Annotated in this window: 11 protein-coding genes; 4 read left to right on the forward strand and 7 right to left on the reverse strand. The window is 71.0% G+C overall.

All coding sequences use genetic code 11. The annotated features are described in order from the left end of the window. Positions 1–907 precede the first annotated feature (907 nt). From KY572_RS04580 to mutL, 3 genes are all read right to left on the reverse strand, one after another. Positions 908–1,924, reverse strand: a complete 1,017-nt coding sequence (locus tag KY572_RS04580; protein WP_224240931.1) for a tetratricopeptide repeat protein — start codon at positions 1,922–1,924, stop codon at positions 908–910. A gap of 161 nt (positions 1,925–2,085) precedes the next feature. Continuing rightward, the gene (locus KY572_RS04585) at positions 2,086–2,757 is read right to left on the reverse strand and encodes a hypothetical protein (protein ID WP_224240932.1); all 672 of its coding nucleotides are present in this window, start codon (positions 2,755–2,757) and stop codon (positions 2,086–2,088) included. 97 nt (positions 2,758–2,854) lie between these two features. Next, entirely contained in the window at positions 2,855–4,657 is a 1,803-nt protein-coding gene (gene mutL / locus KY572_RS04590) for a DNA mismatch repair endonuclease MutL (RefSeq protein WP_224240933.1), read from the reverse strand. Between the two features lie 119 nt (positions 4,658–4,776). Here mutL and KY572_RS04595 point away from each other — a divergent pair, with 119 nt between their 5' ends. Both KY572_RS04595 and KY572_RS04600 read left to right on the forward strand, forming a co-directional pair. Next, positions 4,777–5,736: an SDR family oxidoreductase gene (locus KY572_RS04595; RefSeq protein WP_224240934.1), complete on the forward strand. Its 960-nt coding sequence runs from the start codon at positions 4,777–4,779 to the stop codon at positions 5,734–5,736. Positions 5,737–5,739: 3 nt separating this feature from the next. Then, complete coding sequence (locus KY572_RS04600; protein WP_224240935.1) at positions 5,740–7,644, forward strand: lysophospholipid acyltransferase family protein; 1,905 nt, start codon at positions 5,740–5,742, stop codon at positions 7,642–7,644. An 8-nt stretch (positions 7,645–7,652) separates the two neighbouring features. On the opposite strand, the gene KY572_RS04605 is transcribed toward KY572_RS04600, so the two are convergent. The 3 genes from KY572_RS04605 to KY572_RS04615 all read right to left on the reverse strand — a co-directional run bounded on the left by KY572_RS04605 (position 7,653) and on the right by KY572_RS04615 (position 13,456). Then, on the reverse strand, positions 7,653–9,626 hold the full coding sequence (locus tag KY572_RS04605; RefSeq protein ID WP_224240936.1) for an ATP-binding protein: 1,974 nt from the start codon (positions 9,624–9,626) through the stop codon (positions 7,653–7,655). Between the two features lie 253 nt (positions 9,627–9,879). Continuing rightward, positions 9,880–10,758, reverse strand: a complete 879-nt coding sequence (locus KY572_RS04610) for a GGDEF domain-containing protein (protein ID WP_224240937.1) — start codon at positions 10,756–10,758, stop codon at positions 9,880–9,882. Positions 10,759–10,849: 91 nt separating this feature from the next. Then, positions 10,850–13,456 (reverse strand): carboxypeptidase regulatory-like domain-containing protein, encoded by a 2,607-nt coding sequence (locus tag KY572_RS04615; protein ID WP_224240938.1) that lies wholly within the window; start codon positions 13,454–13,456, stop codon positions 10,850–10,852. 159 nt (positions 13,457–13,615) lie between these two features. On the opposite strand from KY572_RS04615, the gene KY572_RS04620 reads away from it, so the two are divergent. Further along, positions 13,616–13,912 (forward strand): DciA family protein, encoded by a 297-nt coding sequence (locus KY572_RS04620; protein ID WP_224240939.1) that lies wholly within the window; start codon positions 13,616–13,618, stop codon positions 13,910–13,912. After that, the gene (locus KY572_RS04625) at positions 13,909–15,420 is read left to right on the forward strand and encodes a CAP domain-containing protein (RefSeq protein WP_224240940.1); all 1,512 of its coding nucleotides are present in this window, start codon (positions 13,909–13,911) and stop codon (positions 15,418–15,420) included. The genes KY572_RS04620 and KY572_RS04625 overlap by 4 nt, the downstream gene beginning before the upstream one ends. 86 nt (positions 15,421–15,506) lie before the next feature. Here KY572_RS04625 and KY572_RS04630 read toward each other — a convergent pair whose 3' ends face one another. After that, positions 15,507–15,740, reverse strand: coding sequence for a hypothetical protein (locus KY572_RS04630; protein ID WP_224240941.1), 234 nt, complete (start codon positions 15,738–15,740; stop codon positions 15,507–15,509). Positions 15,741–15,746 lie beyond the last annotated feature (6 nt).

A 15,746-nucleotide genomic window follows, 5' to 3' on the forward strand; every position in this document is an offset into this window, starting at 1 on the left:
GAAATGATTGCAGGCGGGCGAGGTCGTTTGGTCGAAATCGCATCCATGAAGGGGGGAGGAACAAAATGGCAACGGCTGCGCATGGGGTGACACCGGCGGCAGGGGCGGAGGCGACATGATCCCACCGCGTGCTCACACGTCTCTGTCTCGAGTTCTCCGGGGTTCGAGAAGGCCCAGGAGGCCCATGGCTTCCTCGAGCGGTACGCCCGGGAGCACGAATGGGTGATCTCCGCGCCGCTCCTCTGGAATCCGCGTGAGCAGAAGCAGCAGATCAACGTGCTCTACCTAGCCTGGAAGTGGGTGGACGAGCACCGCTTGGCGTTCCTCATCCCCTACCTGGTCCCCGGCAATCGCCGCCTCACCGACCAGGAACTCAGCGCCCTACCACCCGAGGGGGAAGAGAACGAAACGACAGAGGATCCACACCGGAAGCCACGGCGGCGTGAGCCGGATCCCCTCGCTCTCGGTGAGGTGGAGCAGGTGCCCCCCATCGGCGCAGGCTACAAGCGCCTGCACCAGTTCTGGGCAAACGCCCTCCGGGACAAGGCGTCCACGGGCCAAGTCATCATCCGGTTGCAGGAGAAGCAGGCGGAGCGCCTCCATCAGAAGGAGGGGCCGCTCCCGACACGAGGCCTGCTCGTGCCCTCCATCGCGGGAGACCTGGAACCACTGCGCAATCAGGAGCACGCCATCAACCGGCTGCAGAACAGCCAGGCCTGGCACTCGCCTGCTGAACCCCGGGCAACGCGAGGCCGTGGCCAAGGCACTGGCGGCGCCGGACCTCTGCCTGATCCAGGGGCCTCCAGGCCGGCCAGTCCCGCATGCCCATGCCCGGGTAGAACGCCCCAAAAGAAAACGCGGGTGGGGAACGTGTCCCTCACCCGCGCGGAAGTTCTGCTACTGACGACTACTGAGCCGGAGCCGGCGTGGGCGCGGCCGGAGCCGGAGCCGCCGGGGCCGGAGCCGCGGTGGCCGGAGCCGCTGCGGCCGGAGCCGGAGCCGCGGCGCCAGGAGCCGCCGCCGGCAGCTCACCGGCCTGACGCTTGGCCGAGTTCAGCCGCGCCTTCATCGCGCCGATGTACTGGCTGGCGGGATAGTTCGCCAGCGCCTCGCGGATCGTCGCCAGCGCGCGATCCAGCTGGTTGGTCTCCTGGTAGGACTGGGACAGCAGCACCATCGCGTAGTCACGCGTCTTGGACTTCTTGTCGCCCTCGACGAAGCGGGCCAGCAGCGGCACCGCCTTCTCGTGCTGGTTGATGCTGTTGTACGCCGCGCCCAGGAAGAAGGACGCGTCCAGCGCATCGGCCTCGCTGGGGTTCATCGCCATGAAGCGCGACAGATCATCCGCCGCGGCCTTCATGTCGTTGCGCCGGAAGGCGGCCTTGCCACGCTCGAAGGCCGAGTCACCGATCTCCTTGCGCAGCAGCGCCGCGCGGTCGGTGAGCGCCTGGCGCTCCAGCGCCGACAGCCGCGAGGTGTCCAGCTTCACCAGCGCGTCGATGCCCTTGAGCCGCTCGTCGCCCGGCAGCGTGGTCATCAGCTTGTACACGTCCGCGGCCGCGCGCTGCGCGTTCTGGTTGGCGGCCAGCTCCGCGCGCTGCTTCTCCAACTGCGAGGTGACGTCCGCCACCGACTTCTCCAGCCGCTCGCGCTCGGCGTCCGCGGTGGAGGTGCTCGCGCGGGTGGTCATCACGGCGCCGCCCACGGCCAGCACGGCGAACAGGGCGTAGGCCACGCCCGAGGAGATCCACTGACGGCGCTGGAAGTCCTCGTGGCGCTTGCCCACCGCCTTCACCTCGGCGTGGAGGTTCTTCAGGAGGTTGTCCGTCTTGATGACGAGGTTGCGTGCCTCGATCACCTCCTTGCGGATCTCCGTGAGCTCCTTGTCGACTTCTGGCTTGGTGGATTCAGCAGCTGCTGCCATGGACATCTTCCTGGTAGGCCCGGAAACAACATCGGCCGGCTCGCGCATCGTAAAGTTTCCCCTGGACGGTTCGACGACTTTCGGCACCGGGAACAGGGTCCCGGTACCCACTCATTTCCGCCCGCCGTTCAGGAGCGACCAGGGGAACGAGCGCCCGTGTATCAGAAGGGAACCCGTGAGGACGGGCCCGCATCCCTCGGAAACGTGTAGTTCACCCCCAGGGAGAACCAGCTTCCCCCGGCGTTGAACGAGCCGAGATTCTCCGCCTGCTGCCCCACCGCGCCTCGGGCGAACACGATGCGGTACTCGGCGCTGATGCCCCAGGTGGGGTTCAGGCGGAAGGTCGCTCCCACGGTCCCTGCCCAGGCCTGCGAGAACGTCTCTCGCGCGGGCTGCCCTTCGAAGGCGGCCACCGCCAGCAGCGGACCGGTGAGCAGGCCCAGGAAGGGCACCACCCCGTCCGGGCCGATGTCCAGCCACCCCCGGAAGCGCAGCCCCAGCAGCGCGCCGTAGGCCCCCGTCGTCAGCCGAGGCTTGTCCGTGAGCCGGAGCCGCTCGCCCGTGACGAACAGGTCGATGCCGAGCTCCACCAGCTCCGACATGCCGTAGGCGAACGTGCCCGCGACCAGCGGACCTCCGTGCGAGCCCGGCCCGCGCTCCAGCTCCGGACGCTGCGAGTAGTAACGGTCGTAGAAGGTGGAGTTGGTGACGAGCCGCCACCCTCCCTGGATGGAGATGCGGCCCACGCCATCGAGCGCCGGGGCGCCATCCTGGGCAGAGGCCGTGACGGCGGTGAAGGTGGCGATCAGGGTGAGCAGGAGGCTCGGGCGCATCACGGACTCTTCCGGCGCGGTGCTACAGGGTTGTGGCGCACCGTAACAGCGACCCTGGGGCCGTCAATTTTCCGTCCGCGAGCCCCGCCCCACCGGCTCAGCGCGCGCGCCGCTCCAGCTCCAGCAGGGGCATCTCCAGCACCACCACCGTGCCGTGCCGGCACGTGGGGTGGAAGTCGGCCGCGTCCAGCTCGCCCAGCAGCGCCCGGAGCTGCGCGTCCGTGAGCTTGTCCGCCGAGGCCTGGGCGGCATGGCAGGCCATCACCCGGAGCGCCTCGGCCAGCCCCACCGCGTCCAGCGCCGTGCCGGGCGGCGGCAGCGCATGGGAGAGCGACTCCAGCAGCGCCCGGGGATCGACGCCCTCCAGGCCCGGAGGCACCGACTTGAGCGCGAAGCTCGTCCCGCCGAAGGGCTCCACGTCGATCGCCAGCCGGGCCAGCGCGTCCCGCCCGTTCATCAGCGCCTTGGCCACCGGCAGCGGCAGATCCACCGTGGTGCCGAAGAGCGAGGGGGCCGGGCCCTTCCCCTCCTCCAGCAGGTGGTGGAAGTCCATCAGCCGCGCGCGCTCCAGGGCCGCGTGCCGGTCCAGCACCACGAGCGTGCCCCCCGAGCCCTCGCACACCTGGAAGCGATCGCCGAGCAGCCCCATGGGCTTGAGGGCGGCGAAGTAGCCAGGCGGAGGCGCCTCGTTGAGCATCGGCAGGGCCTGGCCGAAGGCGGGGGCCCGGCCCATGGGCACCGGGGGCGGCGGTGTTCCGGCGGTGGCGGGCGCATCCGCGGCGGTGGGCAGCGGCAGCGGAGCGCCCCAGGTGGCCTCCTGCGCCCGGGTGAGGAAGCGCTCCACGGCCTGGGCGTAGTGCGCGGCCTGGCGCTTCGGATCGGCCTCCTGCGGCGCGGGGCCCAGCCACGGCGCGGCCCGGAGCGTGCGCACGATGGCGGCCAGCACCGCGTCGTACACGCCGCGCGAGTCCGAGAAGCGGACCTCGAGCTTCTGCGGATGCACGTTCACGTCCACCGTGTGCGGATCCACGTCCAGGAAGAGCACCACCAGCGGCTGGCGCCCGGACGGCAGGTACTCCTGGTAGGCGCGCTGGATGGAGGAGATGAGGCCCCGGTCCCTCACGTAGCGGTGGTTGACGAAGGTGTAGATGCCACGCGCGGTGGGCAGGGTGTACTCGGGCGAGGCCACGAAGCCTGTGACGGTGACGCCCAGCCGCCGCTCCTCCACGGGGAACAGGTGGGGGTGCACGTCCGCCCCCAGCGCCGCGGCGATCCGCTCGGTGGGATCGTCCGGGCAGGCGGGGCTCGTGAAGAGCGGCAGCCCTCCGTGCTCCACGAGGAAGGACACCTCCGGGTGCGGCAGGGCGATCCGGATGACCGCCTCCTCCACGTGCTTGAGCTCCGTCTCGCCCCGGCGCATGAACTTGAGCCGCGCGGGCGTGTTGTAGAAGAGGTCCTCCACCGTCATCACCGTGCCCACTCGCGGCGGCGCGTCCTCCACCTGCGGCGGCGCCCCACCCTCCACAGTCACCCGGGTGCCCACCTCGGCCCCCGGCTCGGCGGTGTGCAGGGAAAAGCGCGACACGGCGGCGATGGCCGGCAGCGCCTCGCCCCGGAAGCCCTTGCTGACCAGGTTGTGCAGATCGTCCAGTTCTCGAAGCTTGCTGGTGGCGTGACGCTCCAGACACAGCACCGCGTCCTCGCGCCCCATCCCGTGCCCGTCGTCCGAGATGACGATGCGCTGCAGCCCCCCACCCTCCAGCGCCACCTGCACCGTGCGCGCCCCCGCGTCGAGCGCGTTCTCCACCAGCTCCTTCACCACGGAGGCGGGACGCTCGACCACCTCGCCGGCGGCGATCTTGTTGATGAGGTCGTCACGGAGTCGGGCGATGCGGGCCATGGGTGCGTTTCAGCCTCTCAGGGTAGTGCACCCAACGCAACACCTGGGACGTTGTCCTGTCTTTCCTACAGGAAAGGCTGACTTTCCCTCCGTTCTTCAGTAACACGCCCTCCTCGCGAATGGATGCGACTCATGCAGGCAAGAGGGGGCTGCGCGTCGCCGTCACCGGCGCCAGCGGGGACTTCGGCAGGCTGCTGCTGCCGCTGCTCGAGAAGGATCCCGCCGTGGAGAGCGTCCTGGTGCTGGACGTCACCCGGCCCGAGGGCGACAAGGTGGAGTACCACCGCGTGGATCTCACGCGCCACGACGCCGAGAGCGAGCTGACCGAGGCCCTCAGCGACAGGCCCGTGGACGCGCTCTACCACCTGGCCTTCCTGTTCGGTCCAGTACGCAACGGTTCGCTGGCGCACGAGCTGGAGGTGGTCGGCACCATCAACGTGCTGGCCGCCGTGGCGCGCGCCCGGCTGCCCAGGCTCGTGGTGCCCTCGCTCACCGCCGTCTATGGCGCCCGGGGCCAGCACCCCGCCCTGCTGCGCGAGGAGGCCCCCCTGCTGGGCTGCCCCCACAGCCGCTTCGTCACCGACAAGGTGCAGGTGGAGAATCAGGTGCGCTCGTTCCGCGAGCGCCACCCGGACACGCGCGTGCTCGTGCTGCGCTTCGCCCCCGTGCTCGGCCCCTCGGTGGACAATCCGGCCACGCGCATGCTCAAGCGCTCGGTGGTGCCCACGCTGCTGGGCTTCGATCCGCTGTGGCAGGCCATCCACGAGCAGGACGCCGCGCGCGCCATGCACCGGGCGCTCACCGCGGAGGCCTCGGGCGAGTTCAACATCGTCGGCCAGGGCGTCCTGCCGCTCTCCGGGCTCATCCGTCAGGCGGGCGCCCGGCCGATTCCCCTGCCCGGCCCGCTGTTCCGAGCGGCGCTGCACGCGCTGGGCACCGTGGGGGCGGGATTGCCCATCGCCCTGCTCGACTACATCCATTACAGCTGGGTCTCGGACGGGGAGAGGGCCGAGAGCGAGCTCGGTTTCATTCCCATCCATCACGCCCGGGATGCCGCAGCGGCGCTGAGGAGGAGTTGAGTCATGGCCACCAAGGGTGTGCTCGGGAACGATCCATTCCAGCGCGGCGCCGCGCAGCGCCCCAGCGACACTCCGTCCACTCCGGCCACTCCGCTCCGTGAGCCCGGGGAGACCGCGGCTCCGGCTGCCGCGGCGAAGAAGGCCAGGCCCGCCAGCGGCAAGGGCGGCAAGGCGGCGAAGAAGGCCGAGCCCGCCAAGGCCTCCGGCAAGGGCCGCTCGAAGGCCGCCGAGAGCCCCGCCGCGGAGGCGAAGCCCTCCAAGGGTCGCAAGGGTCGGGCCGCGGGTCCCTCCACCGAGGAGACACACCGGCTGAGGGAGCCCGCGGCGCCTGTGACGCCTCGCAAGCGCCCGCCGGCCCGGGTTCCAGTGCTCGGTGGTTCGCCCGAAGCGACCCTGCCGCGCACGCCGAAGGAGCAGGAGGTGGACCGGGTGCTGGCCACCGCCGTCGCCATCGAGGCCACCGAGGCCGCCGCGGAGGTCGCCGCGGAGGTCGCGGTGGACACCCTCCTCACGCTCCAGACCCGGCAGCAGCAAGGGGCCGCGGGAGCCCCGCCGGGCTCGCTCGAGGAGACCTGGAACCGGGAGCTGGCCACCGCCGTCGTCGCCGAGGCCGCCGAGGCCGCCGCCGAGGCCGTCCTGGAGGCGGCGCTCGCGGCTGGAACCACTCCCGCCGGAGCGACGGACGAGGTACGAAGCTTCGAGGAGCGGACGGCGATCGCGGCCGCGTTCGAGGAGGAGGAAGACGAGGACGAGGACGAGGACACCGAGGATGTGTCCGCGGAGCCCTCCCCCCTGGTCTCGGCCGAGGTGACGGTCATCGACCGGGCCTACTCCGTGGAGGTCTCGGAGAGCGCCGACCTCGACGAGGCCCAGGCCGAGCCCGAGCAGGAGCTGCCGGACACGACCCGCGACGAGCTCCCGGCCGAGCGCCAGGCGCCCATCTCCCTGGTGCCGCCCCTCTCGGACGAGGAGCCCGCCCGGGAGCCTTTCTTCACCGATCAGGCCCAGCGCGAGCAGGAGGCGTCCGCTCCCCCGTCGGAGGGATTTTTCTCGCTGGCGAAGGAGATCGCCGTGCAGGCGCTGACGAGCGCCTCGGTGGGCAAGGCGCTGGGCACGGCCCACGGGCTGCTGGACGTGGTGCGCGCGAGCCTGGGCACCAGCGGCAGCACCTCTCTGGACGAGTACGGGCGGGACGCGGAGCTGGTGGGAGGCATCCAGCCGCTGCTGGACTTCCTCTACGAGCGCTACTGGCGCGTCTCGGTGCAGGGCGCGGACCAGGTGCCACCGGGCGGCGCCATCCTCGTGGCCAACCACTCCGGGGCGCTGCCCTTCGACGGGCTGGTGGCCTCGCTGGCGCTGCTGCGCGAGCGCCCGGAGCTGCGCGAGCCGCGCTGGCTGGTGGAGGATCAGGTCTTCCACGCGCCCATGCTGGGCACGCTCTTCAACCGCCTGGGCGCGGTGCGCGCCTGCCCGGAGAACGCGGTGCGGCTGCTGGACGAGCAGCGCCCGGTGCTGGTGTTCCCCGAGGGCTACCAGGGGCTGAGCAAGCCGTTCGCGCAGCGCTATCAGCTCAAGCGCTTCGGGCGCGGCGGCTTCGTGAAGCTGGCGCTGCGCACGGGGGCCCCCATCATCCCGGTGGCCATCGTGGGCTCGGAGGAGACCTCACCGCTGCTGGGGCGCATCCCCGCCAGCTTCCTGGGCGTGCCGTACGTGCCGCTGACGAGCCCCGTGCCGCTGCCAGCCCGGTGGACGCTGCGCTTCGGCGAGCCGGTGGCCATGGAGGGGCTGGGCCCGGAGGCCGCGGATGATCTGGCCGAGGTGCAGCGCCTCACCGAGCGCACCCGCGAGGCCATCCAGGGCATGCTCCAGGCCCTGCTGCGCGAGCGCCGCTCCGTCTTCGCGGGCTGAGCCCTCCTCTACGCCGAGGAGCCCGGGCCCGCCCGCGAACCCTGGTGCTCCCGCAGCACCCGGGCCATCAGCCGGCGGATCTGCTCCACCTCGAAGGGCTTCTCCAGCCACCCGTTGGGGACCTTCTCCAGGAAGGAGCGCGCGCGGGGCGTGAAGGCGCCGCCCGTCATGAAGATGAAGCGCCCGGCCAGCCCCGGCCGCTGCTCCAGCATCCGCTCGTAGAGGTCCATCCCGGACAGGTCGGCCATCATCAGATCGCAGAAGATGACGTCGAAGGGCGTCCCGGACTGGAGCTGCTCCAGGGCGGCCTGCCCGCTGTCGACCACCGTCACCCGGTGCTTGCCGCCAATCATCCGCGCCAGCGCGCGCCCCACGCCGGGCTCATCGTCGATGATCAGCACCTGGCTGGCGTGGCTGCTGGTGGGCGCGGGCGCGGGCTCCACGGCGGGCGCGACCACCGGAGCCGCCGGGAGCAGGACGGTGAAGGTGGAGCCGCGCCCCACCTCGCTGCGCACGGTGATCTCGCCTCCCAGGCTCTGGATGATGCCGTGGCAGATGGAGAGCCCCATCCCCGTGCCCGAGCCCACCGGCTTGGTGGTGAAGAAGGGCTCGAAGATGCGCGGCAGGATCTCGGCGCGGATGCCCTCGCCGGTGTCCCCCACGTCCACGGCGACGCGGCCAGAAGCATCCATGTAGACGCGGACGCTGATCTCGCTGCCCAGGGCATTGCCCTCGGGGATGGCGTGCGCGGCGTTCACCAGCAGGTTCAGGAACACCTGCCCCAGCCGCGAGGCATCCGCCACCACCGGCGGAACCTCCTCGAAGTTCTTCGTGAGCCGGGCCCGCGAGCGCACCTCCGGCAGCGCCATCTTGATGGAGAGCTCGATCACCTCTCGCACATCCACCGGCGCGCGCTGCTCCTCGCCCTGGCGAGAGAAGATCTTCAGATCCCTCACGATGGTGCGCACCCGCTCGGCGCCCCCGTGCGCCTCCTGGAGCATCTCCCGCAGCTCTCCCAGGCGCGTGAACAGGGCCCGCTCGGTCTCCGGGGACAGCCCGCCCTGCTCATGCTCCTGGAGGAGTTGCTCCAGCTCGGCCCCGGCCAGCGACAGGTTGCTCAGCACGAAGGTGAGCGGGTTGTTGATCTCGTGGCCCACGCCGGCCGCGAGCGTGCCCATCACGCCCATCCGGTCGTTCTGCAGCAGCCGGGCCTGCATCTGCTTGCGCTCGGTGATGTCTCGCCCCAGCACCATCACCGCGGGCGCGCCGTCGAAGTCGATGGCCAGCCCGATGGTCTCGATGTCGTACCAGGTGCCGTCGCTGCGCAGCGTGCGCATCTCCTGTGGAGGCGCTGGCTGGCCCGTCGCGATGATCATCTGCATGCGCTGGGTGATCATCGGCCGATCGTCGGGATGGATCACGTCCAGCACGGGCTTGCCCAGCAGATCCTCGGGCTTCTGGTAGCGGAGCGCCGAGAGGATGGCCGGGTTGACATAGACGAAGCGCCCCTCCCGGTGGACGGCGATGCTCTCGGGCGCGCGCTCGATGAGCTGACGGAAGCTCAGCTCCGAGCGGCGCAGCGCGTCCTCGGTGCGCTTGCGCTCGGTGATGTCCTTGAACACGGACAGCCAGAAGACCCGCTCGCTCCGCGCGTCTCGCATGGGAGAGGCGCACCACAGCAGGATCCGCCCATCCCTCAGCACCACCTGCTCTTCCCTCGGCTCGAGCCAGGCCCCCTCCCCGGGCATGCCGTACAGCCGCGGGAAGGCCTCCGGCTCCGTCACGGCGGACAGGCAGTGCTGGAGCACCTCCGCGTGCAAGCCCTCGCCCCGCCGGAAGCGGTCCTCCAGCGCCTCGAGGCGCCAGAGCTGGAAGAACTGGCGGTTGGCATAGAGGACCCTGCCAGAGCGAGCCTCCACCAGATAGAGCCCGAGCGACAGGTCATCGCTCATGCCCCACAGCTCGAGCGGGCCGGCCGTCATGGCCGGTCCGCCGACAGTTCGAAATCGCGTTGGGCCCAGGGCTGCATCTGCACTCCGCCAGGCGAGGATCCGCCCCCAATCATCCTGCTGGGAGATCTAGCACAGGAGCCCAGAGGAGCAGCGCGAGCACGAGCCCACTGCGAGTAGAAGGCACGCGCACGCGGGTTGTGCTCCCACCCTCGGGGGCGACGCGTCATTTCCGACCTCCAGGGTCGGCCCGGACACTCCACACGGCTTCAGCATCGAGCGGCCGTCAGGAGCACACGCGGTTGCGGCCGCTCGTCTTCGCCTCGTAGAGCTTCGCGTCCGCCGTGCGTACCAGATCTCCAGCCTCGCGATGGCCTGGCTGGAGCATGGCCACGCCCACGGACACCGTCACCGGGATGTGGTTCTTGTCGAAGCTGAAGTGCTGCTTGGAGATCAGCTGGCGCACCTTCTCCGCGAACAGCTTCGCGCTCTTCAAGTCGATCTCCGGGAGGATGATCGCGAACTCCTCGCCGCCGTAGCGCGCGAACACGTCCTCGCGCCGGATCCGCGTGCGCACCGTCGAGGCCAGCTGCTTGAGGACGTAGTCTCCCGCCAGGTGCCCGTGCTGATCGTTGATCTGCTTGAAGTGGTCGATGTCCATCATGACGAGCGACAGCACCCGCTCGTAGCGCCGGCTGCGAGACAGCTCCCGATCGAGCTGCTCGTCGAAGTAGCGCCGGTTGTGGACCTGCGTCAGCCCGTCCATCGTCGTGAGCCGGTAGATCTCGTCGTGGTACGCCGCCTCGATGTTCCCGCCGGCGATGAACTTGAAGATCGTCCGGCCGATCTTCACCAGATCCCCGTTGCGCAGCTCCCGCTCGCCCTCCACCGCGTCGTCGTTGATGAACGTCCCGTTGGTGGAGCCCAGATCCTTGATGCGCACACCCTTCTTCGTGTTGCTGATCTGCGCGTGGTTGCGGCTCACCGCCTCCTGATCGACGCAGATGTCCGCCTTGGACGAGCGGCCGATGATGACCTCGGTCTTCTTCAAGTCATACTTCCGGCCCAGATCCAGGCCGTAGATGACCACCAGCGCCGCATCCAGGTTGAGCGGCCGGTCGGAGATCTTCGAGATGGCTGTGACGACGGTCTCGTTCTGCGCCATAACCGCTCAACTTTAACACCCGGCAAATCCAGAAACGAGTGCAGGACTTGCGGGCGATGTAGGTGTCATTGAGCGCGCGGGCTTCTTTCGTTCACTGGATGTGGATCAGGCGCGTGCTGGAGACCGCCGGGCGCAAGGTTGCTCCCGAGGGATCCACCAGGGTGGCGGTGAGGACGAGCCCCTGGCCGGAGCAGCCGGAGGGCAGCTTCAGCTCCACCTCGCCCCGTCCCTGGGAGGCGTCCACGTCTCCGCGCACGGGCTGGCCCTCGCAGCCGATGCCGCCCGTGAAGGAGAGCTGGATGTAGCCGTCATCCGTGGGGCCGCTGCCAATCCGGAGGCCGGTGGCGCGCACGCGGACGGTGCCTCCGCGTACCACGCTCTGCCCCTCCGCGGCGGGGAAGAGCCAGGTGAGCTCCGGGCGCCGATAGTCGAGCGCGGACCAGGCCCGGGTGAAGTCCTCGAGCCGATCGAGGTTCAGCGCATCCGCCTCGGCCAGTGCCGAGGGGCCCAGCCGGCCGCCGTCCGGCGCGCGGGCGGAGAGCGCCTGCACGAGCAGCAGCGCGCGCGTCCCCGTGAGATCGCCAAAGTAGGTCCGGTCCTCGAAGGGCGCGGGCGGCACCGGCAGGCGGACTCCCGACAGGGCCCGCGAGGGGTCCATCAGCACCGTCCACCGGTGGCCCAGGCGGTTGGAGAAGACAATCCTCAGCAGCGAGGCGCCGCCCAGCCCGGGATCCGTCACGAAGCGGAACTGGCGGCCCTCCAGGCCCCGGTAGGGGGTGGGCTCGAAGTTGTAGCGGGCCCCATCGGGGATGGGCAGGAAGCTGCCGGAGAGCGTGACGGGCGTGCTCCCCTTCGGATCGAAGGACAGCCCGGACAAGGGCTCCACGAGCGCGCTGCTGGCCGCGCCCGCGGAGGCATCATTGAGCGCCGCGTTGGAGGTGGCGAGAGTGATCAACCGGTACGCGCTGCCCTCCAGGCCGTGGTGCGCGGGGGCCATGCGGACGCTGACGAGCCCGGGCGCCGGCAGCCCGGCCTGCACGTCCGTGTTGGGGTCCGCGGGGGCCACGTTCACCGCCAGGCCCAGGCCGAGCGGCACCTGGCCCTGCCCGGGCACGCTCGCCGCTCCCAGGAGGAAGGCTCCGTCCAGGAAGGCGCCACGGTAGCGCGGCAGGGAAGGCACTCGGACGGCGAACTGGAAGCCCAGGGGGAGCTGCTGGAAGTCGTGATCCACCGAGGCGAAGTGCGTGGTGTCCTGGAAGTCCGGCGTGCCGTTGGCGAGCCCGGGCGTGGGCAGGAGCCGGAACTGCACGTCGCGGACGACGGAGGACTGGAAGCGCCGCAGCAGCGGGATGCTCTGGGCGAGCATCTGGCTCACATCCAGCGTGGGGCCGAAGAGGCTCGGTGGAAGCTCCGTGGGCGGCACGTCGCCCGAGATCGCCCACCCGGTGCGCGTGCCGCACCGTCCCGAGCGGATGGCCTCCTCGAGATCGCTGATCCCCGCGAGGCCGGCGTCACACACGCCCGCCACGCCGGGCGCCCAGTACTCGGCCCGGACCGGGCTGGAAGGCAGCGCCAGGTACGCGCCCCCAGGCAGCACCAGCTCGCGCGGCTGGCCCGCCAGGTTCAGGGTCACCTCCTCCGAGGGCCCCGCGAGCTGCTCGGGCGCCAGCTCCAGCCCGAGCCCTGGCATGGACAGGCCCGCGAAGCCCAGGTGCAGGTTCGCCGTGGCCGGCAGGTTGCGGAAGGTGCCCTTCGCGCCACCGTAGAGCTCCAGCGGGTTGCGCCGCAGCGGCAGCACCAGATCCCTCGAGCCCGCCGCCGTGTCGTAGTGCGCCAGCGTGAGGTAGCCGTAGTCCGCGTGGAACACCGTGAGGCTCACCACGTCCCGGGCCGGCACCCTCGCCACGCCCCCCACGTCCGTGTCCGCAGAGCCGGTGATGGCGCCCGCCGCATCGGACACCACCACGCGCGCTCCGGGCAGCGGACGTCCGGTCAGCTCGTCCGTCACCACCACGCGGACCTGCTCGGCCTCTTCGTGCGCGGCCAGCACCGTCACCTGGGCGCGGCAGCTCGTCATGCCCACCCGGGCCTCGACGGCCGCCGAGGCCGTGGCCGGCGACGCCAGCGTGAAGGTGGCGCTCGTCCCCAGCCCACCACCCGTCACCGCCACCTCCGCCGCCGTCCAGGTGATGCCCTCGGTCAGCACCACGGGCTTGCCGGTGGCGTCCCGCACCGTCACCTCGAAGCGCACCTGCGTCCCCGCTCGGCCGATGACGAAGTCCGGCGTCACCTGGCAGGACGCCGCGACCGATGCCGCCGGAGCCACGCCACACCGCCCATCCCGGCACACCTGCCCCTCCCGGCAGTCCGCGTCCCGCGAGCACAGCGACACCGCGCACTTGCCCGTATCGCACTGGCAGCCCAGCGGGTTGTTGTCGCACTCGGCCAGCGCGTACTCGCCGCGCCGCGCCGCGCCGCAATCCTCCCGGGTGCGGCAGGCCGCCTCGCAGCGGGAGGCCGCCGTGTTGCAGAAGAACAGCGACGGGTTCGGGCAGTCCTGATCCACCGTACAGGGCACGGACTGGTCGCTCGAATGGGGGGGACGGTTGTCCGTGTCTTCACTCGCCGCGCAGCCCTCCACCAGGGGGCCCAGGCAGAGCAGGCCCAGCAACGGCAACAGGCGGGTCAGAGGATTCATGACGGACTCCAGGTTCTCTCTCGGGCACACGCCACGGACCTTACAGGCCAGGGGGACAACGCGCGAACGGCCCGGGCCCACGCTCCCTGGCGCTCCAGGCCGCTGGCGCCCGCTCGCCCGGCATTGGATTTCCCGCCGCGCCGGTTGATGATTCAGCCCATGGCCCGCAATGAGCCCAAGTCCCTGGAATCCCTCCTCCCTCGTGTCCTCGCGCGGCTCGCCGAGGAGTCCGGGAAGGGGCACTCGCTGGCCCCTGTCTGGGCCGCGGCGGTGGGCCCGCAGATCGCCAAGCACACCTCGCCCTACACACTGCAAGGGGGCACGCTGGTGGTCACCGTGGCGAGCGCCGAGTGGGCGCGGACCTTGTCGCTGGAGGAGGCCTCGCTGTGTGAGCGGCTGAATGCCCGGCTGGGAGCGGGCACGGTGAAGGCGCTGTCGTTCCGGCTGGGGGGATGATGCTCACCGCCGCCCTCACCGTCCTGCTGGCCGCCGCGCCGCTGACGACCGAGTCCATGGAGCAGCAGGCCGCCCAGCATGTGCTGCGCGAGTTCGAGCGCGTGGGGCGGCGCGCGCCCGCGCAGGATCCGGCGCTCGCGGAGGCGGCGCGGAGGCTGGCCCGGGAGGCGCTGAGCACGCGCAACCCCTCGGGCGTGCCGGATCTGCACTCGCTCACCCTGGCCGTCAGCGACTCGGGCGCCGCCGATCCCAGCCCCTTCCACTTCGTCATCCGCGCCTGGGCGCACGCCCACGCCATCGAGACCTTCCTGGCGCGCAAGGACTTCAACACCGCGCCGGCCAGCCACTTCGGCGTGGGCGTCGTCACCGCGGGCGAGCGCGCGGCCCTCTTCCTGCTGCTGGCGGACCGCAAGGCCACGCTCCAGCGCTTCCCGCGCAACTTCCCGCGCGCCGGAGCCACCCAGGTGCTGTGCGGCGAGCTCACCCCGCCGCTGACGGGGGCGGACGTCTACGTCTCGGTGCCGGACGGCAACGTGGAGCGGGTGCCGCTGATGCGCAACGCGGGGGCGAAGTTCTGCGCGCAGCTGAAGTTCCCGAAGGTGGGGGGCTACACCGTGGAGGTGCTCGGCCGCTCGGCGAAGGGGCCGGAGGTGGCGGCGCTCTTCCTGGTGGACGTGGGCGGCCCCAGCCAGCGCGGCGGTGAGGAGCCCGTGGCCGAGCCCACCACCGTCGAGGAGGCCCGGCAGGCCATCCTCCGGCGCATCAACAGCCTGCGCCTGGCCTACGGCCTGAGCGCGCTGACGCCGGATCCGGCGCTGGACACGGTGGCCCAGGCGTACAGCGATCGCATGGCCCGCGAGGGCTTCTTCGCCCACGTGGCGCCGGACGGCACGGATCTGCGCGGGCGCATGGCGGCCTCGGCCCCCGCGTACCGCAGCGCCGGGGAGAACCTGGGCATGGCCTCCGGGCCGCTGTCGGCGCACTTCGGCATCGAGCACAGCCCGGGCCACCGCAAGAACCTGCTGTCCACGCAGTTCACGCACGCGGGCATCGGCGTGACGTTCCAGACGGTGGACGGCCGCCCCCAGGCCATCGTCACCGAGGTGTTCTCCGCGCCGGTCCAGCTGAGCGCCAGGGCGGACCCGGTGGTGGAGACGTACAAGGCGCTGGAGGTCATCCGGAAGCAGTACAAGCTGCCGCCGCTCAAGCGCAGCGAGGCGCTCGAGCAGATCGCCACGGACCACGTGAAGCGAGCGCTGCGACAGGACACGCCCAAGGCGCACCTGCCCGACTCGAACGTGCACGAGCGCGTCTTCCGCGCGCTGCAGAGCGCGCGCAGCGCCGCGGTGGACATCTACGTGGCGGAGGACCCCACGGCGGCGCCAGAGTCCAAGAGCCTGCTCGATGCCCGCAACAATCAAGTCGGCGTGGGCATCATCCGCGGGGACTCACTCACCTTCGGCAAGGACCGGTACTGGGTGGTGGTCATCTACACGACGCCGCGGTGAGCCTGCCTCGCCGGCGGCTCCCCCTGGGGGAGCCTCTCCGGGTCGTGGAGCCCGCTGACAGGCGGAGGGCTCCGGGACACGCGCCCTCAGACGGGGCGGCGCTGGGTGGCGTAGGCCTCGATGCCCATCTGGGGCGGCGCCACCTGCTGGTACAGCGGGCACTTCATGCACGAGAACGACTGCCAGCCGCGACGCACGGCCTCGTCCAGGCAGTTGTCGTAGTGATGGCAGTTGAGGTTGCGGTGGCTCTCGACGCCAGCGCGCTTGGGACCGGCCTCGGGGTTGATGGTCTGCGGCAGATCAGACGGACACGGCTTCATAGGATG

Origin of the sequence: Hyalangium gracile, assembly GCF_020103725.1 — a bacterium.
Classification (GTDB): Bacteria; Myxococcota; Myxococcia; order Myxococcales; family Myxococcaceae; genus Hyalangium; species Hyalangium gracile.